25 protein-coding genes and 3 pseudogenes are annotated in these 25,458 nt (G+C 41.3%); 6 read left to right on the top strand and 22 right to left on the bottom strand.

The genetic code is table 11. From position 1 onward, the window contains the following. Positions 1-4: 4 nt before the first annotated feature. The 7 genes and pseudogenes from AC3WLU_RS02550 to AC3WLU_RS02520 all read right to left on the bottom strand — a co-directional run bounded on the left by AC3WLU_RS02550 (position 5) and on the right by AC3WLU_RS02520 (position 8,859). Positions 5-1,948, bottom strand: coding sequence for a PTS mannitol transporter subunit IICBA (locus AC3WLU_RS02550; RefSeq protein ID WP_106026088.1), 1,944 nt, complete (start codon positions 1,946-1,948; stop codon positions 5-7). Positions 1,949-2,150: 202 nt separating this feature from the next. Beyond that, positions 2,151-3,443, bottom strand: coding sequence for a CitMHS family transporter (locus tag AC3WLU_RS02545; RefSeq protein ID WP_063575383.1), 1,293 nt, complete (start codon positions 3,441-3,443; stop codon positions 2,151-2,153). Between the two features lie 215 nt (positions 3,444-3,658). Beyond that, positions 3,659-4,538: pseudogene (locus tag AC3WLU_RS02540) on the bottom strand (helix-turn-helix transcriptional regulator). A gap of 361 nt (positions 4,539-4,899) precedes the next feature. Further along, entirely contained in the window at positions 4,900-5,589 is a 690-nt protein-coding gene (locus AC3WLU_RS02535; RefSeq protein ID WP_057276837.1) for a response regulator, read from the bottom strand. After that, a complete protein-coding gene (locus tag AC3WLU_RS02530; RefSeq protein WP_057276838.1) occupies positions 5,583-7,178 on the bottom strand; it encodes an ATP-binding protein in 1,596 nt (531 codons plus the stop codon). The genes AC3WLU_RS02535 and AC3WLU_RS02530 overlap by 7 nt, the downstream gene beginning before the upstream one ends. A gap of 282 nt (positions 7,179-7,460) precedes the next feature. Beyond that, positions 7,461-7,659, bottom strand: a pseudogene (locus tag AC3WLU_RS02525) (collagen-like protein); the annotation flags it as partial. 273 nt (positions 7,660-7,932) lie between these two features. Then, entirely contained in the window at positions 7,933-8,859 is a 927-nt protein-coding gene (locus tag AC3WLU_RS02520) for a DNA-3-methyladenine glycosylase family protein (RefSeq protein ID WP_492596758.1), read from the bottom strand. Between the two features lie 174 nt (positions 8,860-9,033). Here AC3WLU_RS02520 and AC3WLU_RS02515 point away from each other — a divergent pair, with 174 nt between their 5' ends. Then, positions 9,034-9,630 (top strand): bifunctional transcriptional activator/DNA repair enzyme AdaA, encoded by a 597-nt coding sequence (locus AC3WLU_RS02515; RefSeq protein ID WP_492596757.1) that lies wholly within the window; start codon positions 9,034-9,036, stop codon positions 9,628-9,630. Beyond that, a complete protein-coding gene (locus AC3WLU_RS02510; protein WP_098186260.1) occupies positions 9,620-10,162 on the top strand; it encodes a methylated-DNA--[protein]-cysteine S-methyltransferase in 543 nt (180 codons plus the stop codon). Before AC3WLU_RS02515 ends, AC3WLU_RS02510 begins: the two co-directional genes overlap by 11 nt. Positions 10,163-10,187: 25 nt before the next feature. Here the strand turns inward: AC3WLU_RS02510 and AC3WLU_RS02505 are convergent, their stop codons facing one another. From AC3WLU_RS02505 to AC3WLU_RS02490, 4 genes are all read right to left on the bottom strand, one after another. Further along, positions 10,188-10,631 carry a DUF2690 domain-containing protein gene (locus AC3WLU_RS02505; RefSeq protein ID WP_492596815.1) on the bottom strand — a complete coding sequence of 148 codons (444 nt, stop codon included), beginning with the start codon at positions 10,629-10,631 and terminating at the stop codon, positions 10,188-10,190. 84 nt (positions 10,632-10,715) lie between these two features. After that, positions 10,716-11,177: a DUF2690 domain-containing protein gene (locus AC3WLU_RS02500; RefSeq protein WP_052137328.1), complete on the bottom strand. Its 462-nt coding sequence runs from the start codon at positions 11,175-11,177 to the stop codon at positions 10,716-10,718. A 370-nt stretch (positions 11,178-11,547) separates the two neighbouring features. After that, positions 11,548-12,174, bottom strand: coding sequence for an NUDIX hydrolase (locus tag AC3WLU_RS02495; RefSeq protein ID WP_492596756.1), 627 nt, complete (start codon positions 12,172-12,174; stop codon positions 11,548-11,550). 39 nt (positions 12,175-12,213) lie between these two features. Next, complete coding sequence (locus AC3WLU_RS02490) at positions 12,214-12,480, bottom strand: transporter suffix domain-containing protein (protein WP_471799152.1); 267 nt, start codon at positions 12,478-12,480, stop codon at positions 12,214-12,216. Positions 12,481-12,697: 217 nt separating this feature from the next. Between AC3WLU_RS02490 and AC3WLU_RS02485 the strand changes: the two genes are divergently transcribed. Then, the gene (locus AC3WLU_RS02485; protein WP_034309543.1) at positions 12,698-13,378 is read left to right on the top strand and encodes a copper homeostasis protein CutC; all 681 of its coding nucleotides are present in this window, start codon (positions 12,698-12,700) and stop codon (positions 13,376-13,378) included. 31 nt (positions 13,379-13,409) lie between these two features. Here the strand turns inward: AC3WLU_RS02485 and AC3WLU_RS02480 are convergent, their stop codons facing one another. Next, entirely contained in the window at positions 13,410-13,832 is a 423-nt protein-coding gene (locus AC3WLU_RS02480) for a UPF0715 family protein (protein WP_492596755.1), read from the bottom strand. 85 nt (positions 13,833-13,917) lie between these two features. Between AC3WLU_RS02480 and AC3WLU_RS02475 the strand changes: the two genes are divergently transcribed. Next, positions 13,918-14,319, top strand: a complete 402-nt coding sequence (locus tag AC3WLU_RS02475) for a hypothetical protein (RefSeq protein WP_492596754.1) — start codon at positions 13,918-13,920, stop codon at positions 14,317-14,319. 84 nt (positions 14,320-14,403) lie between these two features. Here the strand turns inward: AC3WLU_RS02475 and AC3WLU_RS02470 are convergent, their stop codons facing one another. Further along, on the bottom strand, positions 14,404-15,141 hold the full coding sequence (locus AC3WLU_RS02470) for a MerR family transcriptional regulator (RefSeq protein ID WP_492596753.1): 738 nt from the start codon (positions 15,139-15,141) through the stop codon (positions 14,404-14,406). A 488-nt stretch (positions 15,142-15,629) separates the two neighbouring features. After that, the gene (locus AC3WLU_RS02465; RefSeq protein ID WP_492596752.1) at positions 15,630-16,472 is read right to left on the bottom strand and encodes a pentapeptide repeat-containing protein; all 843 of its coding nucleotides are present in this window, start codon (positions 16,470-16,472) and stop codon (positions 15,630-15,632) included. A gap of 224 nt (positions 16,473-16,696) precedes the next feature. On the opposite strand from AC3WLU_RS02465, the gene yyaC reads away from it, so the two are divergent. Further along, on the top strand, positions 16,697-17,266 hold the full coding sequence (gene yyaC, locus AC3WLU_RS02460) for a spore protease YyaC (protein WP_492596751.1): 570 nt from the start codon (positions 16,697-16,699) through the stop codon (positions 17,264-17,266). 76 nt (positions 17,267-17,342) lie between these two features. On the opposite strand, the gene AC3WLU_RS02455 is transcribed toward yyaC, so the two are convergent. The 6 genes and pseudogenes from AC3WLU_RS02455 to AC3WLU_RS02430 form a co-directional block, all read right to left on the bottom strand. Continuing rightward, positions 17,343-17,489 (bottom strand): hypothetical protein, encoded by a 147-nt coding sequence (locus AC3WLU_RS02455; protein WP_176548666.1) that lies wholly within the window; start codon positions 17,487-17,489, stop codon positions 17,343-17,345. Between the two features lie 63 nt (positions 17,490-17,552). Next, positions 17,553-18,854, bottom strand: coding sequence for a CitMHS family transporter (locus AC3WLU_RS02450; protein WP_057276849.1), 1,302 nt, complete (start codon positions 18,852-18,854; stop codon positions 17,553-17,555). Between the two features lie 398 nt (positions 18,855-19,252). Next, complete coding sequence (locus tag AC3WLU_RS02445; protein ID WP_057276850.1) at positions 19,253-19,957, bottom strand: response regulator; 705 nt, start codon at positions 19,955-19,957, stop codon at positions 19,253-19,255. A gap of 2 nt (positions 19,958-19,959) precedes the next feature. Then, positions 19,960-21,564, bottom strand: a complete 1,605-nt coding sequence (locus AC3WLU_RS02440) for an ATP-binding protein (RefSeq protein ID WP_098186252.1) — start codon at positions 21,562-21,564, stop codon at positions 19,960-19,962. Positions 21,565-21,660: 96 nt separating this feature from the next. Beyond that, a pseudogene (locus AC3WLU_RS02435) lies at positions 21,661-22,118 on the bottom strand (VOC family protein). A 174-nt stretch (positions 22,119-22,292) separates the two neighbouring features. Beyond that, the gene (locus tag AC3WLU_RS02430) at positions 22,293-22,802 is read right to left on the bottom strand and encodes a GNAT family N-acetyltransferase (protein ID WP_187049924.1); all 510 of its coding nucleotides are present in this window, start codon (positions 22,800-22,802) and stop codon (positions 22,293-22,295) included. A gap of 284 nt (positions 22,803-23,086) precedes the next feature. On the opposite strand from AC3WLU_RS02430, the gene AC3WLU_RS02425 reads away from it, so the two are divergent. Then, positions 23,087-24,475: an L-cystine transporter gene (locus AC3WLU_RS02425; protein WP_072273439.1), complete on the top strand. Its 1,389-nt coding sequence runs from the start codon at positions 23,087-23,089 to the stop codon at positions 24,473-24,475. Positions 24,476-24,522: 47 nt separating this feature from the next. On the opposite strand, the gene AC3WLU_RS02420 is transcribed toward AC3WLU_RS02425, so the two are convergent. Then, the gene (locus tag AC3WLU_RS02420) at positions 24,523-24,648 is read right to left on the bottom strand and encodes a hypothetical protein (RefSeq protein ID WP_492596750.1); all 126 of its coding nucleotides are present in this window, start codon (positions 24,646-24,648) and stop codon (positions 24,523-24,525) included. Between the two features lie 153 nt (positions 24,649-24,801). Further along, a complete protein-coding gene (locus AC3WLU_RS02415) occupies positions 24,802-25,458 on the bottom strand; it encodes a phosphatase PAP2 family protein (RefSeq protein ID WP_057276856.1) in 657 nt (218 codons plus the stop codon).

Genomic DNA, 25,458 nt, shown 5'->3' with positions numbered 1-25,458 from the left:
GTATTTAATTATTTTCTACATTTATAATATCCATCAATTCCCTGGCTGATGTGGCTTTAACCATCTTTTCAATATTCTCCATGTCAGAGCATGTAACTGCAATGCCAGAAAGAATTTCTAGATGTGTCCCGTCCTTGCCGGCAATCCCGAATATCAATCGTGCCTTTTGGCCGTCAAAGTCGACACCATCAGGAATTTGTAAAACGGTAAATCCGGATTTAAGGACATCTTTCTTAGCTTCCTCGGTTCCGTGCGGAATGGCTACATCGTTCCCCATATAGGTTGAAGTCAATTCATCACGGGCAATCATCGCTTCAATATAGCTTTCCTTAACGTAACCTGCATTGACCAAAGCTCTTCCCGCAAAGCGGATCGCTTCTTCCTTATTGGCGAATTGTTGATTAAGGAAGACATTTTCTTCACGAAGCAATTCATTACCTTCCGGCTCATCCTCGTCGATGCCAGGTTCGATTGAATGTTCACGAACACCGGGAACCTTCTCTTCAGCATCTTCGACGATTTCATGCAGCTCATCTGTACCGTCATCCTGAAGCCGTGCAAGCAATGAATCGTATTCTGGGCTCGATAGGAAATTATCGACGGATACATGATAGGCATTCGGCACTTTATTCTGTGCCCTTGGAGTTAACTCCTCCTGTGTAATGACAATTTGTGCATCAGCAGGAATGTTTGAGATCGCCGTATTTGTAACAGTGATATTCAATCCGGCTTCCTTCACCTTCTTGCGAAGCAGCGAAGCCCCCATCGCACTTGATCCCATTCCGGCATCACAGGCAAAAATTATTTTGCTGACGTTTGTTGGCATCGTTCCCGGCTCTGAAGCGAATACATCGGCAACAGAGCTTTTCTTGCCTTTCATTTCTTGCATTTTTTTCGCAGCATCTTCAATATTCTCTTCAGATTGCTTTCCTGTTTTCAGGATGAATGCACCGACGATGAATGAAACAAGGGCGGCTACGATGACGCCTGCAAAGTTAGCAATATATGCACCTGCATTATGCGGAGTTACCGCTGTAATGGCAAGTATGCTGCCTGGAGATGCTGGAGCGAACAATCCTCCGCCTAGTAGGACCAATGTGAAAACTCCACTCATGCCTCCAAGAATGACGGCTAAGAATAACATCGGCTTCATTAGGATATAAGGGAAATAAATTTCATGGATCCCGCCGAAGAAATGAATGATGGCAGCTCCTGGCGCCGATTTCTTCGCCGTTCCCTTTCCAAAAAAGCAATAAGCGAGCAGTACGCCGATACCTGGTCCTGGATTCGATTCCAGAAGGAACAGGATGGAAGCCCCTGTTTGTTTGACTTGCTCTACACCAATTGGTGATAGTACACCATGATTGATGGCATTGTTCAAGAACAAGACCTTGGCAGGCTCGATCAGGATACTTGTCAACGGCAGTAAACCTGTACCGACAAGCCAATCGACTCCTGCTACAAGCCAGCCTGTAAATACGTCAACAGCAGGCCCGATGGCCAAGAAGGATAGAATGGACAATAAGCCGCCAATAATCCCCGCCGAAAAATTATTAACAAGCATTTCAAAACCGGCTTTTATTTTCCCTTCAATCAATTGATCGAATTTCTTGATGACATAACCGCCGAACGGTCCCATTATCATGGCTCCAAGGAACATCGGGATGTCAGATCCGACGATGACGCCCATTGTCGCAATGGCACCGACTACGCCGCCGCGGTGGTCATGGATTAGCTTACCGCCCGTATACCCAATTAAAAGCGGCAATAAAAACGTAACCATCGGTGTAACCATTTTGGCAAGGCTTTCATTTGGCAGGAAACCAGATGGGATGAATAGGGCAGTGATTAGCCCCCATGCTATGAAAGCTGATATATTCGGCATGACCATTGAACTTAGAAAGTTACCGAACTTTTGAACTGCAACTTTTATATTAAAGTGAGCCATTTTTGCTCTCTTCCCTTCTTATTAATATTGTTTCCTTTAATCTTAAGGTACGTACATCCCTCATTCAATAAAAGAAAAAGCTAACTTTGTCGCGAAAGAGAAGACAAACATAATGTATCTCACTTTTCCAGATTTATTCAGCGCTTGATGCAGACAGAAAAGAGTCCCGTTCGCATCGTGGCGAACGGGACTCTTTAAAGCTTTATAGCGGGATGATTCCCAATAGGACACAAACCACTATCATGACAAGCGTCGATCCGCATGCCCATTTCAGGAAAGTGCGCTGCAAGGCACCGAAATCTTCCCCTACCATTCCAACCAATAGATAGGTAGATGGAACAAGCGGGCTTAATAGATGGACGGGAAGCCCCAATAGTGAAGCTCTGCCGATCAGGGCAGGGTCAATTCCATAAGCAGCTCCCGCTTTAGCAAGTAATGGGAGCACCCCATAATAAAATGCGTCATTAGACATGAAGAACGTAAAAGGTGCTGAGATGATGGCTGTGATGACAGCAAAATGTGCGCCCATTTGATCTGGAATATGCTGAATCAAAGAGTTTGCCATGGCATCGACCATCTCCGTGCCGGCAAGGATTCCAGTGAAAACACCTGCTGCAAAAATCATCGAAATGACGGATAAAGCATTGTCCGCATAGTTTGCTACACGTTCTTTCTGATCACTGAGTTTCGGATAGTTAACCGTAATGGCAATCGCGAAACCTACCATGAACAGAACCGCTGAAGGCATAAGTTCCATGATCAGCGCAACCAGCAGTGTAAGAGTCAATGCGTAATTGAATATGATCATTTTAGGCCGTTTTAGATAAGCATCTTCCGTTGCAGCCGCGTGCTGTGCCACAGCATGATAATCGACCTCAATGATCCCGATTCTCTTTCTTTCTTTTTTACCCAGGCAGTATGCCATGAAAAGGACGAATAGGACTCCGCCAATCATCGCTGGAATGACGGGTGTGAACACATCGGACATTTCAAGTTTTAAAGCGGTCATCACTCGTGCTGTAGGGCCTCCCCAAGGAAGAAGGTTCATGACTCCAGATGACGAAACGGCAATGCCGGCCAATACTAGCGGTCTCATTCCAATCCGTTTATATAGCGGAAGCATGGCTGAAATCGTTATCATATATGTGGTCGTTCCATCTCCATCCAAGGAAATCAGCAAGGCCAGGACTGCCGTGCCGATGGCAATTTTCACCGGATCTCCTTTTACAACCTTAAGTATCGTATTGATGATCGGGTCAAAAACCCCAGCATCAATCAAAATGCCAAAGAAAAGGATCGCAAATAAAATCATGATTCCCGTTGGCGCAACGTCTTTGATCCCTTCCAGCGCCATCTCACCCATTTTACCGCCAAACCCGCCAATAAGTGCAAAGGCACTTGGTACTGCAATCAAAGCTATCATGGCTGAAAGTCGCCCTGTCATAATTAAAATCATAAACACTACTATCATCAAGTATCCTAATAAAGCGAGCATATCTATCACTCCTATCTTCTAATAAGATAAAGTGTATATGAAACCGCTTCATTTGTAAGCGTTCTCAATTTATTGTTTTTTAAAATTATTTTGTTAATTGTGTTCATTGTGTTCACGGAAGCGTTTTTTCGAGGAGGAACCGAACGCCATTCCCCGGGTTGAATGGCGCGTTCTCTAAGGAAATAAGCGAATATTCAAGCAAATATTCCGCGCATTTATTCTTCAAATGATAAATTTTCCGGTCCGTCCAAAAGGTCACAGCCGTAATCTATATTGGTCGTTGGTGTATCGATACTGACTTCCTCGAATTCCAGTTCATCGATCCATACTTGGTCGCTCCCTGAGAGAAGGACCCCGAATGAAATGATGGCACTGTTTTCGGGCACATCCAGGACAATATAATAATGGTTCCATTCCGTATCGTTGACGATGGGCCGATTCCCCATATTGTCGAATTGCAAAACATCCTGGAGCGCATTATCAACCCTCATCCATAAACCACAAAATCCATCTACACCTTTTGATTTTAAAAAAACCGACAGTTTCATTCTTTTACCAAGGTAATTTTCCGCCTTGAATTGCTGCATCATCGTAGCAAATTCCTCCTTGGATTCGGCAGTGACGGATTTCAGGAATCCTGATGCCTGGCCTTTATGGAATGTCTCCCGGTCAATTCCCATTTGATAATTGAATGGATGACTCCCGCTTAAATTCCAGCCTTTTAATAATTGTTCGTTCTTCATCGTCATTTCCTCCTTTTGCAAGGTTAGTTTACTTACGAGTTTCCGATATTGCCCTGGCGGCAGGTCATAATATTTCTTGAATGAACGAGTAAAGGATTCCTGTGTTTCAAAGCGGTAATATAAAGCAATATCGATTATTTTTTCATCGGTATAAAGCAGCATGTTAGCTGCATTGGCAATTCTTCGATATCGAATATATTCCGATACGGTCACACCAACCTCCTTGTGAAAAATGATGATAATGAAACTTCGAAAAACCTGTGAACCTTGCGATGTTCTCCAAGGATAATTCGTCTTGTAAGCTATTCTCTATATATTCAATCGTTTTTTGGATGATGGGGCTATATCTCATTTCCGAACCTCCTTAAGAAAAGGATAACAGATTAACATATCGGTTTTTTGACATATATTGCTTTTTTCATAATCCTTCAAACGATGCATCATAAAAAAAGGCACTTTTCGTAAAGATTGTTGTTTTTAAAACGAAACTATTTAAGGTTGATTGGAGCGGAAGTGCGAGACTCCTGCGGCAGCAGCGGAACAGGTGAGAACCCACAGGCGTTTACGCCGAGGAGGCTCACCGCCCGCACCAAGGAAAGCAAGCATCTGGAGGGGAAATCAACCACAACTCACTACCTGGTAAATAGCAACAAAGTATGTGAAAACAGCCTAAAAAAGACACCTTCAATCTTGAAGGTGTCTCTCACTTAATTCTATTGAATTTTATAATATCTTCGCTCAGGTCTCCCCACTACCCCATATACGACTTCCGCTTTACATTTCTTAACGGATATCAAGTATTCCAGGTATCGTCTCGCGGTTGTCCTGGAAGCACCAATCTGTCCGCTCACTTGCTCAGCCGACAAACCGATATCGCTTCCTTCGAGTACCTCGATCACCTTCGCCAAAGTGATTTCGTCGACCCCTTTCGGCAGGGCCTGCCCATCGTTCGATTCCGATACGGATGAACCCTTTTTCAAAATGAGATCCACAAAATCCTGGTCTATCTCTTGTTTGGATTTCATCAGATGGACTTTCTTCAGATACTCTTCGATAACTTGGTTGAAACGCTTCATCTCCACTGGTTTAATTAAATAATTCTCAACACCATAGTGAAGCGCCTTTTCCAGTTGTTCTTTATCCGTTGCCGCGGTAATCATGATGATATCCACATTCGGAAATTTTTTCCGTATGTCCGGAAGGAGGTCTGTACCAAGCTGATCTGGCATATAAACATCAAGCAAAAGCAAATCCGGGCTTTTTTGTTCCAAAATCCGAAGCGTTTTTTTGGCATTGACAGCTTTTCCGACCACTTCTATTTCATCAAAGTTTTTCAAGAATTTTTCATGGATATCCGCTACACGAAAATCATCCTCTGCAATGACTGCTCTTATCTTCAGCATTCTTTCCCTCCTCGCTGTTCTTTAGGAAGATAAACGGTGAATATGGTGTTCCCATCTTCGCTTTGAACTTCGATGATGCCGCCCAGCTCTTTTACGACATGATCAGCATTCGATAGTCCATAACCACTCGGACTTCCGCTGTTTTTCGAAGTGAAACCCCTATCGAAAATATGGGCGATGGCATCCTCAGGTATTCCTTTTCCGTTATCACTCACTTCAAATACCATATCATTTCCGATATCTGTGGCGAAAAATTTCACGAGCGGCTCCTCCATGCTTGAAACCGCTTCAAGTGCATTATCGATAATGTTTCCTAGAATCAATGTTAGTTGTGACAGTTTTATATGATCCGGCAGTTTCTCCAGGTAACTTTGTGCATCTATTTCGAAGATGATCTTCTTCTCCGATGCTTTCCCGATCTTGCCAAGTAACAGGGCTTGTACCTTTGTATCCTTTATCTGTTCGAACACGACACGGTTCAGGGAATGCAATTCGGATGTTTCGCTTTGAATCATATCGATTGCTTCATCGTATTCCCCTAATTGTATCAAACCTGAAAGGACGTATAGTTTATTGGTGAATTCATGGGTTTGTGCCCTTAAATCCTCTGAATGCATCTTCACTTCCGATAGTGTGTTGACCATTTCCTCAATTTCCGTTCGATCACGGAACGAAGCGACAACACCGCTTACCCCTTCACTATCGAAAATCGGCGTACAATTGACGATAACGGATTTGTCTTCCCATGAAATCTCCTTATCCACTTGCGGTTCACCGGACTTCAGCACCTCGAATAAATATTTCGAAGGAAAAAGGCCATCGACGTTCAAATGGCGAACGGACTCTTTAATATCCAGCAATTTTTTTGCCGGCTGATTCATCGAGGTAATCAGCCCATTTTGGTCAATGGCCAGAATCCCTTCTTTCACCGATTGTAGCACTGCATTTTTTTCTTTATATAAATTGGCGATTTCAAATGGTTCCAGCCCCAGGGTATCTTTACGTATGCTCCTTGCCAGCATATAACTGCCAATGATCGAGATCATGATGGCCACTAAAGATACAATCATCTCCTTGGACAAATCCTTGAAAATTTGGGCGCGGACATCGTCCACCAAAAAACCGACGGAGACGATTCCAATTATTTTTCCATCCTCATTGAATACCGGTGACTTCCCCCGAATGGAAAGACCGAGTGATCCTGCCGCTTCGGAGACATAATATTCGCCTTCCTGAATGGCCCTGCTATTATCCCCGCCTTCCATCCGCTTCCCAATTTCGGAAGCCAGCGGATGGGAATAGCGAATTCCCTCTGCATTCCCCACAACGATGAACTCAGCACCTGTTTCCCTGCGGATCTTTTCGGCAATCGGCTGGATGATGCCAGCGGGATCATCCGTCTCAAAAGCCTCTGTAACGGTAGGCATGAAGCTAATCGTCTTTGAAAGCTCCAACGCCAATTGACCTTTATCCTTCGCTATTTGCCTTCCTTCCATATAGGAAAAAGTAGTCGTCAATAACAGGATCAAAAACAGGCTCAACGATAAGACTAACCCGAGAATCTTGGTTTCCAGCGATACTTTCCTCATATTCAACAGCATCCTCTATTTTCATTTTCATTCACTAATTTTTATAGGAGCATAATGATTTTACCATTTCTATTAAATATTGAACATTGTTGGCCGTTTATTTCCCCGTGCCCTATTTAAGAAAAATGGACACGCCGATGATGGTGCGAAGTTCAAGGAGCAGTTGTTTTCCACCTTGTAATCTTCATGATGCTTATCTTTGGACAATGCTGGTTCTGTCTTGAAAGCAAAACAATCAGAAACATAAAATGCTCAAAGGAAACATTTCCTTTGAGCATTTTTTCAAAAACAGCTAAATGAATTGATTTGTCTTGTCTCAATGCCAAAAACGTCCAGAACCTGCCATTCCACCTGAAGCCGGCAACAGAACGTGGTCCGACGAAGAGGGGGTAATACCAGAAACGCGCACCATTGTTTAGTTATATAAAAACAGACAAAACGAAATCGCACCCGGATCTATCGCAAATGCTGAAATCGACGTAATTTCGCCGAAATTTATTGTTTTATCTCCGAATATGGAGATATATCAACGAATTCTACTGTTTATCTCCGAATAGAGATATATCGACGAAATTTATTGTTTTATCTCCGAATATGGAGTTTTATCGACGTTATTTGCAGTTTTATCTCCGAATATGGAGATATATCAACGAATTCTACTGTTTATCTCCGAATAAAGATATATCGTCGTAATTTATAGTTTTATCTCCGAATATAGGGATATATCGACGTTACTGCAGTTTTATCCCGGGATTCAATATAGCAATCTCCATAAATAGAAGGTTGCATAGGATTCCCAATCAGCCCACGCTTCCGATAGTTTCAGGATTTCCGCTTTCGTTGGTTTTGCTTCTGTTTGCATGAGCAGTTTCATGGAATTATGCAGCCCGACGTCATCGATGGGAAAGGCTGCTGGAAAACGCAAACAGCGCATCAAGACATAGTTCGCTGTCCACGGACCGATTCCCCGTATGTTGGTCAGCATTTTTTCAGCCTCTTTTACATCCTTTGCATTCAACAGCTTTTCTTTAGTAAGTTCCCCTTCTGTAATCAGTTGAGCAACACCTATTAAATATTCACACTTCTTTACCGTCATCCTCAAATCGGCAAAATCTTCGACGGTCAATTTCGCGATTGCATCAGGGGTCGGAAACAGCCAATATTGCTTTCCTTCGAATTCAACATATTCACCAAATCCCTCCACAAGCCTCCGTTTCAAGGTATAGGCATAAGTCAAGTTAATCTGCTGACCAAGTATTCCCCAGGCAATCGCTTCAAATAAATCAGGGATGCCCATATTTCTCAAGCCGAAGAATTGGCTTACCGGCTTTTGCAATAAAGGGTCCTTTTGGGCCATTTCATAAAAAGGAAGCAGGTTTGTCTCAATATCGAACCAGTGACGAACGTATTGGCAAACAGTATCCTTTACCTGATTTTCCATCGGTGCTGTTCGTCCTGGGAAACGGACGGTCAGCTCCGTTTCATTCATCGCACTGATTTCTACTAAAAGCGTCTCGTTTTCGACAACAAGTGCTCGATAAATTTTTTGATCAACAATATCGAACAGACATTCATTGGAGGATCTTGATAAATATTTAAGATTTTCCGAAAAACGAAACTCTTTTGGTGCATGAATCCTCAATTCCATCATGCCTTCATCATTTGATAATGTCTTTTTCATCCTGCTCCCTCCTTTAGCTTTATTCTAATGACAAACCGATACGTTATCTTGCTCTTTCATTGAACTCCCTAATTTTAACAAAATTTATTGAACAATTACGTTATCTTGCTTTTATATTATCAAAATGTTTGTATATCAACCCTTTCTTGTATACTAAATGGAGAGGTGAATGTAGTGAATCAGAAAAAAGCAGATTTCCCGAATGAATATTGGAAAGCTATTATAGATTGTGATGCAGCATATGATGATCATTTTTTATACGGGGTAATTACGACAGGCATCTTTTGCAGGCCCTCCTGTAAATCAAGGGTGCCTAATAAGGAAAACGTGAAGATCTTCAAAAATGCCATGATGGCTTTGGAAGAGGAGTTCCGGCCTTGTAAACGATGTAAACCGGAAGGACTGAATGTGCCGACAGAAGAATGGGTTGAACAAATAGCCGAATGGATCGACACCCATTACAGCGAACCCCTCACTTTGAACAAATTGGCGGATATTTCCCATGGCAGCCCGTATCATTTACAACGAACATTCAAGCGAGTGAAGGGAATATCGCCCACTGAATACATTCAGCGGCTTCGCCTTGAAAAAGCGGCGAGGCTGCTGGAAACCTCCGAACTGCCGATAACTGAAATAGGCTTCGCTGCCGGGTTCTCCAGTACACCCTATTTCATGACGTTATTCAAAAGGAAAATGGGGAATACCCCTTCAGGATATAGAAATGCTTATCTCAAAACTCAAGCTTTGGAGCGTGAAGAAAATGAAGAATGATAAAAAACAAACCATTGAATGGGCCATATTGCATTATGATAAGTGGCAATTATATGTGGCCAGGACGGAAAAAGGGCTTTGCTATGTAGGCTCTCCCGGTCAAACGTATGAAGAACTGAAGTCCATGATGCAAAAACGCTTTCCAAATGCGAACCTTGTTGAAAATGAAAAAGCATTAAATCCCTATCTAAAAGAACTACAAGAATATTTCGAAGGAACCAGGCAGACTTTCTCCCTTCCTGCAGATATAAAAGGCACGCCCTTTCAACAAGAAATTTGGGCAGCGCTGAATCAAATACCCTATGGTCAAACCTGTTCCTATTCCGATATTGCCCAAATCATCCAAAGACCTGCAGCTGTTCGGGCGGTTGGTACGGCCATTGGCGCCAACCCAATTCTGATCACGGTGCCATGTCACCGGGTTATCGGAAAAAACGGGGCAATTACCGGCTACCGTGGAGGTACGGAGATGAAACGATATCTACTTGAATTGGAAGCACAATCTGACTGCAAAAAAAGCATCCGGCTATAAGGATGCTTTTTTGCGTTTTTTGTTTTTAGTACCAAATTGTCACCGCTTTATTATAGGCATCACTATTTGGAATCGCATGGATCCCTTGGGCCTGTGCTTTGCGCGGATCATAATCATATACCATTGGTGTATAGCATGAGGTCTGCCCGATATTCACAACACCATTGCCCCCGGAACTTGAGCATGTATAGGCCTTACCATCGGTACTACGGACGATTCTGGCATCCGCTTCATGATTGTATACGGCGGGGCGTGTTACGGTCACTTTTGCCCAGGCGGTTTTACACACAGTGCTGTATTTCAATTCTACGTATGAATTGGAATCAATCCATTTTTTATCCTTCGATACCGCCGAATTTGCACAACTATTATAGTATGGACTTTTTCCATCATAGGTGTGTGTTTCGGCCAGTGCTTGATTTTTTCCAAATCCAAAGTCGACAATAAACAGCGACAGTGTCATCACCATGGTTAAACCTATCATTTTAAGCTTTTTATTCAATTCATTCATCCTTTCTTTGCAAAAATATAGATGAAGGTTTTTATTTTTTCTTTAATACCAGTCGGTTTCACCTGCTGTATATGGCCAAAAGGCTACCGCTTTTGCTTTACGCGGATCTAAATCATATACCATCGGTGTATAGCATGACGTTTGACCTTTATTTATTTCACCATTTCCTCCAGGAGATGCACAGCTGAATTGTTTATTATCAGTATTGCGGACAACCAATGCCGTTGCCTCACCATCTGCTTTAGCCGGTCTGCTTAGAGTGATCTTCGCCCAGGCGGTTTTACAGACAGTGCTGAATTTCAACTCCAAATTGGCAGAACCGCCATTGGCATAAATTTTCACCGACTTCTTCGTGACAGCGCTATTCGCACAACTATTATAGTAAGGACTTTTTCCATCATAGGTGTGTGTTTCGGCTGAAGCTTTGTTCGCAAAAGAATCAAGGGAGCCAAAAAGGACTAAAGAAGCTACAAAAAATGAAATACATAAAACCATTTTTTTCATTATTTCACTCATCCCCTTAACAAAATTTGTACACTGTTCATCTTACAATTTTGTAATATTCTTACAAGTGATAAATTCCCTAGTTCATGAAAAACTACATCCCCGCCTTTACGTTGCAGCCTGGCATCATCATTAAAGTCTGGTATGTCTTGCTTTATCAGCTGAATCATCACAGAGACAAAGTCATTATCCCTATGAGCCATTCAGGGCAAAATAAGGTAACTAAGAACTTATGCGTATCAAGCTGGAACAAAACGAGCCAATAGGCTGCTGTTGATCGGGAAAGATACAGGTCGATATACTTAATGTTTTTTTCAAGAAAAAAGAAAAGCCCCGACAAAACTCGAATCGTTTTGTCAGGGCTTTAAATTCAATTAGCGAGGTTTTCTTTGATCAATCTAATGATGTTATCATAATAGGAACGATCATGCGGAACGAACTCATTCCGTCCAACACATCGATCGATCATCATCCTGCGGCCTTCGTGATTCATTTCAAATCCCTTAATATTCACTTTGTCCTTCGCTTCGGTCCAAAGCTCTTCGAAGTCAGTCAGCACAACCTTCACCATCCCGGAAACCTCTTCTGGCTGCAGGGTGAAATCATCGAAGCTATGTGCACGTTCATATAGAAAGACGTTTGCCAGTTCTTTGTCGATGAAACCTTCTTTCGTTTGATGGTATTCAATAATCCCTAATGGAACCAACTCGTCAAAGGAAACGTCAATGCCTAGCTCTTCTTTAATCTCCCTTACTCCGTCGTATACCGTTTCATGTGCCAGTAAATGGCCGGCAGCCGTAATATCCCATAGATTCGGATAATCTTTTTTCATCGCACAACGACGCTGAAGATATAGGTAATCCACGCCCGCTTCCGAACTTGCGAACCAGCAATGGAAAACCTCATGCCAATGTCCCAATCTATGTACTTCCTCTCGCGAAGCCACACCGGTTTGAATGCGATTGGAATCGAAAACTTTCAACAACTCAGTTTCCATTTGAGCTTCACTCCCAGCCCTTTTTTATAAAAAACAGCTTCAGCCTTTTTCTTTTCTCCAATTTTTCGGGTTTAAATAGCCTTTATATTTAGCGGCCACTTCTTTCCCGACCAAAAGCGCACCTACCCAAAACATCACTTCCGCAAAGACAATCGCACCTGTTATGACCCCAGCCTTAACCGCAGTCGAAAATGGCGTAAAAGGAGCCGCGACAGGAATGATCCAAGTGAGAAGGGAAATGATAAGGAACCCCATCCCTACTTTGTAAAATCTCGATTTCTTTATTTCCTTACTTTCTTTATCCAATTAAATAACCTCCGTCATGATATTTTCATTTAATTACCCCGCCGAACAAATATACCATTGAATGTATTCTTTTTTTATACGTTTGAATGTTCATTTCGTTTCATAAATTTGAGAAATAAAGATATTCCATTTGAGGAAAACTATTAATGAATTGACTTTGCGATTTTTAATGGATTTAATATTCATATAACACTTGCATGCAGGAAAGGAAAATCCAATGTACATTGAATTCATTGCCACAACGATAGAAGATGCCCTTATAATCGAAGAATCGGGAGCAGACCGAATCGAGCTTGTCAGTTCTTTAGCCGAGGGTGGATTAACTCCAAGCCACGCCCTGATAGAAGCTGTCGTCAATTCAGTGAAGATACCAGTCAACGTGATGGTAAGACCTCATAGCCAATCTTTTTGCTATACGCAAAAGGATTTGGAAATCATGAAAAAAGATATCCAAATCATTCGATCACTAGGAGCGAACGGGGTCGTATTAGGTGCATTAAATGAAAAAAATGAAATCAATCGACCATACCTCGAAGAACTATTGACCGTATGTGAAGGTTTGGAGATTACATTCCACCGAGCCATCGATGATACGCACGACCCTGTCATTTCAGCTGAAATGCTAGCAAAATATCCAGAAATCACTACGATATTGACCTCAGGCGGGCATGGGGATTTCCCTAGCCGCATGAAAACGATTCAACAAATGAAAAGAGTCTGCGGCGACATAGCCATACTGGTTGGAAGCGGATTGAATAAGGATAATATCCTTTCTATCCATTCCGAACTGCATACCGGTCACTATCATTTCGGTACGGCTGTTCGAAAAAACAACAGTATCATCGAAGGAGTTACATTAGAAAAAGCTAAAGAAATCGTAAACTTGCTAAAGAAATAATGTTGGAAGGGACCATTTAACCGGTCCCTTTTTATGATGCAGCGCTTTTTTTTTGTAAAAAGACCGAATCCCAAAACCAAAAAAACAGTGCCGCTAAAAGGCTGATTGCATAGTAGTTCTTTGTAGTCAAAATATCCATGCTGAAGTCAAAATTAAGCACCGAACTATAAATGAATACGGCCGGCAAAGAGAAAAAAATATAAAGGCAAAAATAGATTACACTGAATTTTTTAGGATGTTTATTGAAAAGGACCTGTACCGGAACAGCAAATAATAAATAAGGGATGACGACATAAAAAGAAATCACGATAATGCCAATCACCCCCCAGGTATCCAGGCTGAATACAACCAACTCCGTGGAAAGCGACAGACAGGAAGAAACTAGACTAAAAAAATAATAAGGAATCAAATCGCTTAGCTCCGAAACCTTTTGACTGACTTTCCAAAGTTCCATTTTAACCAATACCTCGCAGTCTACCATAATATAATGGGAATTTTTACATAATCATTATACTATATAAAATGGAGGTGTTTTTATTTTGGAGCTATATATCGAATTATTCGTGTTTCTGGCCATCATCTTTATAATCGTCCTTGCCAATAGATTCATACCCTGGTTGGTAAAAGCCGCCATTGTCGTTTATTACTCTGTCATTTCCTATATCTTCATTTCCACAAAAAATAAAATTGATGAACGGTATGAAAATATCACTCCTGTGCCTGACGCCTACTGGGATAAAAATTCAGCCTGGGTTGACACGATGACTGGTTATTATTCATGGTCCTTTTTAATCATTCTCCTGTACATTTATTTTAAATGGTTCACAAGTGTGAAAAGTAAGGAAGCGAAGGGATGGGTGCTAATTAGTTTCATTCCAGCATTGGCCGTTTTTTTACTTTCCATATTCATATTCAATTTTTCATATGGGTATAGACCATAGGGGTTGGATATTGCCTGATATCCAGCTCCAAAATAAGAAGGTTGCCGGAGCAACCTTCCTTCATGTATTTCTCAATCTCGAGATTTAATTTTTGTTAGCATCCGCAAAATGCCCCATCGCATCACACATGAATTTTGCCAATCCTTCACCGTATTGATCGATATTTTTGGTGAAGCGTTGATCCTCCACGTACATTTGACCCAACCCTTTGAAAGCATCCAGCGAGTATGTGCCGAAGTTATTGTTCAAACAATCATACCATTCTTTAATGGCCTCTTGTGCCTCCTCCGACTTAGGCGAAGCATCTCGGATTTCCGCAAGTTTTAAATAGATCTCCGAAACAACTTTCTGTGCATCTTTTGACATGCCCGCCACTTTAGCCTTCGACTCATCGACAGCTTTATCCCCCCAAAGCTTGCGAGCCTCTTCTTCATATGGATTCTGACTGAAGTCAAATCCTTCAAATTTCTCTTTGTTCGTCATCTGAATTTCCCCTTTCATATGCTTAATCGATTTTTCGACCGTCTTAATTAATTTATCGAGCTGACTGCGTTTCTCCAGTAACATTTTTTGATGTTGCTTTAACGCATCTTGTTTATCAAACGAAGAGCTGTTTACCTTTTGTTTTATTTCCTTTAATGGCATACCAAGTTCCCTGAAAAACAGGATTTGCTGCAACATCTCAAGATTATCATTTGAATAAAGGCGATAACCTGCATCGGTTATTTCCTCCGGCGATAATAACCCGATTTCATCATAATAATGCAGTGTCCGCACACTAATGCCAACCAAATCGGCTAGCTCCTTCACTTTCATTGCCACTCTTCTTACCTCCTTTCGATAACATTTACATTAAGGTATCACGCAACGTCAGAGTCAAAGGAAAAATGAAAATTTCCCGCCCAAATTAAAAGACGATCCTTCCTAATGAAGAATCGCTGTTGGAGAGTTCTCTCTTTGTAAAAGCTTCGGATTAAAGCCAAATCTAATTTACTTGTCCGCTATTGATGTTCATGCACTATGTAGTAAATTTCCCATTACTCGTAAGTTTTACGCTTTTACTCGTGAATTTGGCACTTTTACTCGTGAGTTTCACGCTTTTACTCGTGAGTTTGGGCCTTTTACTCGTGAATTTGGGCTTTACTCGTGAGTTTCACGCTTTTACTCGTGAGTTTCGCGCTTTTACTCGTGAATTTCACGCATTTACTCGTAAGTTTGGCGCATTTACTCGCGAGTTTCGCGCTTTTACTCGTGAGTTTTACGCTTTTACTCGTGAGTTTTACGCATTTACTCATGAATGAAACATTCTTCTACCTCCAATGATCGGGAATTCTTAATGAGTGCGGTAATTTTGTCTTCTTGTCGCCTTTAGCCGAGTTAATCTGTGCTTGTGTGATGAAGAAACTTCCGGTGAGATCGGCGCCGCTTAAATCGGCGTCCCTAAAGTCTGCACCGATCAGGTCCGTCACACTCATGTCGGCTTCCCTGAGGTCGGATGCAATAAGCAAAGCCCCCCTTAAGTTCGCTCCCCTAAGGTCTGCACCTCTCAATTTTTCACCGATCAGGTCACTTCCCCTACCTATTTTGTTCAATTTTTTCTTATTTTTCTTAATTGAAACCTTTGCACGTACCATTTCACTTGTGCGCAGGAGTAAATCGTTAACGATCGTTCTATGAGCTGGTACATTCAGGTCCATGATAGACTTTGAACTTTGTTTAGTGAGGTATTCCGTGTCTTCAAAAGCGGCCTGCAATTCTCGGTGAAGAGGTTGCGCATCTTCTAAATTAAGTGCTTCATTTAAGTAGCAAAGCATTTCATGCAGTTGTTGCATAATTGGAAAAACTTCGAACATTTCCTTTGCTGATGCGGGGTTGTCCCTCCAGTCGTTTCCATCATAGGTAAGCTGGGATACCTTTTGACCGGCACCGAAGCATTCATATACCGTGCAGCCTTTATACCCTTTTGCTCGGAGATTTTCATGGATGCCGCAACGATAATCGGATTGAAGGTTTGAACATGGTGTACCTCCATCTTTATCAAATGCAAAATCAGCAGACTTTGCATAAGGCAGGGCTACACAGCACAAACCAAAACAATTCTCACAGTCTGCACGTAATTGATTATGGATACTTTCGTTATTCGTTACTTGCATTCTTACACTTCCTTCTATAAAACACTGGCTCTGCCTTTTTTAAAATCAAAAGTTTCATACAGTATATTTTTTTGTTTTCATTTTATCAAAAAAACCAATTAATCTATATATTAACAAAATACAAATAAACAAGAAATTTGAAATTAATCATTAGAGGGAAGCAAGTGATTTCCATAATCATGTTATACTTTATTCAAGATTACGGTACTCTAGGGGGTGTAGGCATGTATCCTTTTGGTGGCAGGAAAAATGGGGAGACAAAAAAAGAAATGCAGGATTGCAACTATACGTTGGATACAGAGGGAGAAATGGACGAAATGTCTTTTCGGATCGCAGGAGTTCTTCGGTCAACGTCAAAAGAGATCATCTTTTTATGTATTGGCTCAGATCGATCCACAGGAGATTCATTCGGGCCTTTAGTAGGGATGATGCTAAGAGAAAACCAAGTCCCTTATCATGTCTTCGGAACACTCGCAGAACCTGTTCACGCCGTTAATTTGAAAAGTGTTTTGAAAGAAATAAAAAAGCAATTCAAAAATCCCTTTATTTTTGGCATCGATGCTTGTTTGGGCGGTTATCATCAAATCGGTTCTATCATTCTGACAAAAGGTCCTTTTAGCCCTGGTGAAGCGATGAATAAACCCTTACCTGAATTGGGTGATTATCACCTAAAGGCCGTCGTAAATTATTTAGACCCCCTTTTGCCCAAACAATCTCTAAATGATACAAGGCTGGATACTGTCATGAATCTGGCGAAGATTACCACAAGAATCATTGTTAAAAGTTCAAAATAGTAGGAAAACCCCAATAAAGCCTAAGCTTTTTCGGGGTAAACAATGAAATGCATAGTCTTGAAGGACATTGCTATCATCATGCTAAACCTGGATCATTAAAGTAAATAACTTCTGAAAGAAATTTATTGCCCTGAATATTACAGAAAACGTCCCTTGCTGCTTGTTCTGTTTCAAATTCATACATTACAATATCTCTGCTTTTATAGAGTGTGATGATCCACATAGAAATCCTCCATTATAAAATATCGATTTGCCGATCTGCACGATAGAGTAACCCTTCCTTTTACTAAATGACTCCCAGGATTATCGCCGCTATTGTCATGACCGTGACAGTCCCTAATGCCCATTTCACGGCAAACCGCTGTAAATCACCGAAGTCAGTGCCAACTAAACCTATTAGCAAATGTGCTGCAGCTACCAAAGGACTCAATACGTGTATCGGCTGCCCTATTAATGAAGCGCGCCCTATTTCTGCCGCGCTAATTCCATAAGCATCAGCGGCTTGTGCGATAATCGGAAGTACGCCAAAATAGAATGCATTATTTGACATAAAGAAAGTAAAAGGGGCACTTGCATACGCAACAATAACCGGTAAAAATGGTCCGAAAGATTCCGGGATAAAAGAGACCAACGTAATGGCCATTGCATCAATCATTTTCGTTCCAGACATGATGCCGGTAAAAATCCCGGCTGCAATGACAATTGAAACGACGGCCAATGCATTTTTCGAATGAACGGCGATTCTATCCTGCTGATCTTTCAAATCAGGATAATTGACCAATAACGCGATGGCGAAAGCAATCATGAATAAAATGGTCAAAGACATAAAATCAATGATTAATGATGCCATGAGCACAATCGTTAAAATGAAGTTGAACCAGACCAATTTCGGCCTGCGATAATCACGGGAAACCGTTGTTGCCGCTAACTCGGAATTGGCCTCCGAGTTTGTGTGATCATGCTGGATCTCCACTACGCCCAATCTCTTTCGTTCCCCTTTTCCCAATATAAAAGCCACGACAAGAACCCAAATCAGGCCAAATCCCATGACAGGAATCATTGGCAAGAACAATTCCGATGCGTCAAGGTTCAACGATGCCATCGCCATTGCGGAGGCTCCTCCCCACGGTGTCATATTCATTACACCCATGGATAGCATTGCTACAGTGGCTAATATGATTTTGTTCATGCCCAGACGCTTATAAAGGGGTAAAAGCGCTGAGACAGTAATGATGTAAGTAGTTGTCCCGTCCCCATCCAATGCGACGGTCATTGAGAGAATAGCGGTTCCTACAACTATTTTTAAAGGATCTCCTTTTACTATTTTCAATATTTTAGAAATAAGCGGATCAAATAAACCGGAATCTATCATTATTCCAAAATATAAAATCGCAAACAAAATCATTATGGCAGTTGAAGCTATCCCTTCAACACCCTCCTGCATCATGGGTCCCAGCTCTGTAAAAAATCCTCCAATCACTCCAAATATGATGGGAACGAGCATAATGGCCACTAGTGCCGATAGTCGTTTCGACATAATTAAATACATGAATACTGCAATCATCGAAAATCCTAAAATGGATAACATCTTCAAGCCCCCTTCTGTTTATCACCATCTTGTTTTGATAGCGCTTTCTTTAGAGACTATCATCCATTAAGCCTTATTCACATATAAAGAAAGTAATAAGAGTTTTTTTCATTTTTTTCACGCCTGAAAAAGAAAGGCTGTTTTCGCATACTTTGTTGCTATTTACGAAGTAGTGCAGTGTGGTTGATTTCCCCTCCAGGTGCTCGCTTTCCTTGGTGCGGGCGGTGAGCCTCCTCGGCGTAAACGCCTGTGGGCTCACCTGTCCAGCAGCTCCCGCAGGAGTCTCGCACTTCCGCTCCAATCAACCTAAAATAGTTTCGCTTTAAAAACAACAATCTTTACGAAAAGAGCCAAAAGAAAAAACCCCATTGATGAAAACGAATTTCATCAACTGGGATTTACATGTGTTTTATTTTATATTTTCTTTCAGGCCTTCCAACACTTCCATACAAAACCTCAACTTCCATTTCATTGCAGGAAACTAAATACTCCAGGTATCTGCGCATGGTTGAATAACTTATTCCAACAAGTTGACCTAGTTCATCCGCGTTTAAACTGCCATTGACGTTTTGAATCTTGCTTCTGACCATTTTCAGGGTATGTTTGTCTATCCCCTTGGGAAGAGAATTCATTTGGACATCATTTGCTGTATTTGAATTACTTATGGTCCGAAAAAGAGTATCCACTTTATCTTGATTTACTAAATTGCCATTATGCAGCTGCCGTCTCGTCATGTCGTATTGGTTGAGCGTCGCAAGAAGCTTATCGATAATGATCGGTTTTATAAGGTAACCAAAAGCCCCTCCCCTAATTGCTTCACTGACTGTTTCGGTATCATTCGCGGCGGTGATCAGAATTACATCAATCCCCCTGTATTCCCTCCTAATTTCCCGAAGAAGGTCAATTCCATTCATATCAGGTAAAAAGATATCCAATAAAATTAAGTCAGGTTGTGCGGCATGCAGTATATTCAGCGCTTGCTTGCCTGTGCTAGCTGTAGCAATGACAGTAAATTGATCTAGTTGATTCGTAAATTGTTTATATATATTCACTGCATTCTCGTCATCTTCAACAATGACAACTGTGATCGGTCCTTTGGACATTCTCACGCCTCCTTTTCTCCTTTTATATCCTTCGGGAAGACGAGTGTAAATCTTGCTCCCCCCAAATAACTGCGATCAATATAAATCTCACCGCTTAAAAGACCAATGGAGTTTTTCACAATGGCCAAACCGATTCCATGATTTTCCCCATTTTTAGTCGTATAACCATCTGTAAAAATAATATCCTCCATTGCATGAGGGATACCAGGACCGTTATCCTCGATATCAAATATGATTTCGTTTCCTAAATCCGTAAACGAAACTTTGACCTTTCCCTTATTTTTGTTCTTTTGCCTTGCTGCCTCCATCGCATTATCGATGATATTACCAATAACGGAAACCAAGTGATGGGAATCCTCAGGTTTTAATGAACTGTTTAAATTGCTTTCCTGCTCGATTTCCAAGATAACCTGCAATTCTTTTGAACGGTTTATCTTTCCAAGTAAACAGGCAGCAATTAAAGGATCTTTTACCGATGACATAAGAAACGAAATGATATCTTGCCTCTCTCTCACTTCAGAAGAGATGATGTTCATTGCCCTATCATACTGTTTTAAACTAAGTAATCCATAAATGGTATTTAGTTTATTTAAAAACTCATGATTTTGTGCCCGCATATTTTCTGAAAAGGCCTTGATTTCTGAAAATTCATCTGTTAATTGTTCAATTTCGGATACTGTCCTTATTGTTAAAACGATGCCCCTGACGTCCTTATGATTTAAGATAGGGGATAAATCCAAAATGTATAGCTGTTGGCCTAAGAGTAACTTACGATTGAACTGTCCTTCTTTTGTGCTGATTACAATTTTGATGAGTTTTTCTAAATGTCCATTTACAATCCGCTTTCCCACCATAAGCTGATGATCCTGAAACAATTCACGTGCTCTTTTATTCATGGAAGTAACCTGTTTTTCTATATTAATCGTAATGGTAGCATATCGGATGGCATCAAGTGTCGCTTCCCTTTCTTGAAAAAGAAAAGAAATTTCCTCAGGCTCCAGACCCAAAATAAGCTTTTTTAAGCGTCGCGCTATAAATATTGCCCACACGATACCTACACTGATTGGGATAAGTGACAAATGAATAATCTTCATTTTATAATTGGATAGCTGATCTTGCACATTCTCTACCAAAAACCCTACAGATGAAACACCGATAACTTCCCCTTTATCATTCCAGATTGGCGCCTTAGCTTTAATCGCTGGTCCCGATATCCCATTTCCTTGATAAATAATTGCTTTGTGTTCATTGAGTACTGCATCATTACTAGTAGCCGTGGGCTTTCCGATATATTCTGGATTGGGATGGGAGTATCGCAGTCCTTTATGATTCGCAATGGTCACATAATCGGCCCCTGTTGTTTGACGAATCAGTTCTGATGCGGGTTGAATCACCTTTGAGGGCTGTTCATCGTTAAATCCCTGGATGATCGTTGGATTTTGAGCCGCTAATTTGGCAACCGTCATTGCTTGCTTACCCATATGGTTTTCGACGATGTCTTCCAGCAGTGTAGAGAATAGAATGCTCACAAGTAAGGTACTGATGAAAACAACGAATATGATAAGCAATGTCATTTGAGTTAATAAGTTCACTCTAATTTTAAACATCTACATTTATACCCTAAGCCTTTCCATATTGATTGCTCATACTTCTATAAATAATTAATGATTGAAACTGGCCGGGGAAATTTTCCTTTACAAAGTTCACCTGGTTAATAGTTCTTCCCATTCTTCAAGCGAAAGTTTTTCGGTCATATGCTTATATGCATCAGGGACTTTTATCGAACACATAAGTTCGAGACTATTGCCATCGGGATCATTGAAATAGACGGAAGCGTTTCCTTGGTTCGGCCGTACAAATGGTTCAATCGTTGTCCTTTTTCCAAAAGGGACGACTTCAATTTGCAAGGATTTGAGCCAAGTTAATGCATTTTTCATATTATCATAAGTTACCCGAAAGGCGATATGCCTTAGTGAAGGGTGGTATGGAGTTTGATATTCCTTCCCTTCCCATAAGCCGACCCAGCTTTTGTTTTCCTCGATCCAAAAAAAGGCAGTATCTTCATCCCTCCAAGCTAGTTCAAGCCTATTTTCTTATAAAAATCCATGGAGATGTCCAGGTTCTTGACTGGTAAATGGGCTTCATATAAACCTTCTATCATATTGGATTCTCCTTTCTTCTTTTAAGTAAACGAACTCTTTTGCAGGGAAAATATCTCGCAATTATCTATCCTCGGTTAGTTTAAAGGGAAGGTCCTTTCTGTGACAGCCGCTACCTCCCCCTCTTTTCACAATTAAAAAATGGAATGCGTTCTATTATATAGAAGGAATTGGATTTAAAGGTTCCTACGATAATGGAAGAATGTTAGCTTTTGACCCGAATCCGCACCAATTTCCTCATTAATCGAAATCCGTTCAAAACCGTTTTTCACCAAAACCTTTTGGGAGGCGATATTGTCACTTGTCGTTTTGGCATGTATTTGCATCACATTCAAATCCGGTGCCAGCTTCATCAAAAGCTTTAAAGCTTCATTCGCAATCCCTTTTTGCGTAAACGCTTCACCGATTCTATAACCGACATGAGCCGTACCCTTGATGGGGTCGATATCCACAAGATTAATCCTGCCGACGATTATGCCTGAACCATCCTTAATCAAATAAAAAGAGGAGATGGCCTCTTCTTGTTCTTTTAATAATTCCTTATGCCTGATTCCAAACGTTCCAAAGCTATAATAATCATCACCCCGTCCCGGGACCGTTTGTTCGAAAAACCTTCTATTATTGCATTCAAATGCAAATAACGCTTGTGCATCCCGTTCATTAAGCCTGTCAATATATATATCCATCATTCTTTCACCCTTTCAAAAAAAACGCTAGGCATATATCATTCAAGAAAACAAAGGGCTTATCCTTCCTGATAAATAGATAGATGAAGATTTGTACCCTGGCTTGATCCAGCATCCCTTTATTGTTCCCTCAAATCCAGCTCCTGAATAAAGATAAATACATGAATTACTTGAAAAGTCAAAAATAAATTATTTTCTTCTGGTAAAAAATCAACGGATGATGTATCATAGGCTTCAGATATTTATTATTCTCATTTGGTTAATCGGAATTAGGAGGAATATATATGATTGGTTATGTGTTTTTAAATCTTGCCATAATGCTCGTTCTTTTAGGCGTTTTATTTTACATGAATAAGAAGCATATTTCCTTTACAAAAAGGGTCTTTACTGGACTTGGTTTAGGAATTGTATTCGGACTTCTTTTGCAGTATTTCTATGAACCTCAGTCAGAGGCAATCGTTAAATCGGTCGATTGGTTTAACATTGTAGGTTCCGGCTATGTCAAGTTCCTGCAAATGATCGTCATGCCGCTTGTCTTCATTTCAATCTTATCCGCATTCACAAGATTGAAACTGACTAGCAATATTGGAAAGATCAGTGTCCTGATCATCGGAATCCTGCTTGGAACGACTGCGATTGCAGCTGCTGTCGGGATCACCTCGGCAACTGTATTCAATTTGGAAGCCGTTCAAATTGAGCAAGGGGAAGCGGAGTTAAGCCGCGGGGATCAAATATCGGAAACATACGGTACGATTCAGGATAAAACGATGCCGCAGCAAATTCTTGAATTGATTCCATCCAATCCGTTCCTTGATTTAACGGGTGCACGTCCGACATCAACCATTTCCGTTGTAATTTTTGCTGCATTTCTTGGGATTGCCTATTTAGGGGTCAAAAGGAAACAGCCTGAACATGCTGAATTTTTTGCTAAAATAGTAGATACATTGCACAGCATCATCATGCGCGTAGTAACATTGATCCTGCGTTTAACACCTTACGGGATCTTGGCGATCATGACGAAGACGGTAGCTACGAGTGATTTGGATGCCATCCTGAAATTAGGGAAATTCGTAGGTGCCTCATATGTGGCCCTGATTGTCATGTTCCTCATCCATTTGCTATTGCTGATGCTTGCAGGATTGAATCCAATCGTATATTTGAGAAAAGCTTTCCCAGTATTATCGTTTGCCTTCACTTCAAGAACAAGTGCTGGCGCTCTGCCATTGAACATCCAAACACAGAAACAACTAGGGGTGTCCGAAGGTATTGCCAACTTTGCCGGATCCTTCGGCTTGTCGATCGGTCAAAACGGCTGTGCCGGAATCTATCCGGCCATGTTAGCGGTCATGATCGCTCCAACGGTTGGGATCAACCCGCTAGATCCTTCCTTTATCGCCATGTTGATTGCCATCGTGGCCATTAGCTCTTTCGGGGTTGCAGGTGTAGGCGGAGGAGCAACATTCGCTGCCATCCTTGTATTATCTGCAATGAACCTGCCAATCGCCTTGGCCGGCCTGTTGATTTCCGTCGAGCCATTGATCGATATGGGAAGAACGGCCGTGAATGTCAGCGGAAGCATGACTTCCGGTATTCTGACTAGTAAAATAACGGGCGACCTGGATAAAGAACAGTTCAGCGAAGAATCATCTTTGAAAATTGAAGCTGAAATGTAAAAGAAAAAGCATCGGACTTCCTGTCATGGGAGGTTCGATGCTTTTTTCTAGGCTGTACATTCAGCATTACTTCTGTCATATATGGCATAGGCAACAAGTTCAAAACCCGGCCAATAATTTTCCAACTTTGCTTTAACCAAGTCTTCAGCCGTTCGATCAAGATGATGAGGCATTCTTTTCCTCCCTCCACTGTTTCCATTCGATTAAAAACATAATACCATATACGATTTACATAAATGCCCAATCTTTTCAATAAAAAAACAAAAAGCCACTGTAACATATCAACTCATGGGAGCGAATATTCTTACAGTGGCTTTTTCCTGTGGTCACTTTTTAATTTGCCTCGCTGCGTAATGGTTGGCCTGAAAACCAGGTAGCGCATGGAAGGTATACTGGACGGCTGCATATACACCGCATGCAAGGAGGATTCCTGCGAGTGCATCCAATACAGCATGCTGTTTCGTAAATAGCGTGGAGAGGATGATCAGTGTTCCGAATGCAGTGACACTGGCATACTCCCATTTGTGCTCTTCTTTCCGCTTATGGGCGACGATCATCATGATGAATGTGGTCAGTACATGAATACTGGGAAGGCAGTTGACAGGTTGATCATGACTATAAATGAGCCGCATTAACTGAGCAAAGATATCGTTGCCCACGACTTCTGGACGCGGAACTGTCGTTTGCCAAAGGCAATATACAAGAAAACAGAGAAGTTTCCCCGATATCAAACTGCCTAGTCCGACGAAATAGTGCTTTCGGTCAACAAAGCAATAGTAAATCAGCAATCCATAAATATACGGATACCAAAGTAAATAAGGAACGGCAAATTCTTTAATAAAGGGAATCTCCCTATCTATTATAGTCGTAACATCGACAGCATGACCTGAAGATTGATTGATGATTGAATAGATGGAACTAGTAATCATCAAAAGTAATAAATAATATAACGGGTGAAAGGATAGTATGGAATTGTTTTTCAT

The organism is Peribacillus sp. FW305-BF15 (genome assembly GCF_058783805.1).
This window is presented reverse-complemented; position numbering and strand designations above follow the sequence as displayed.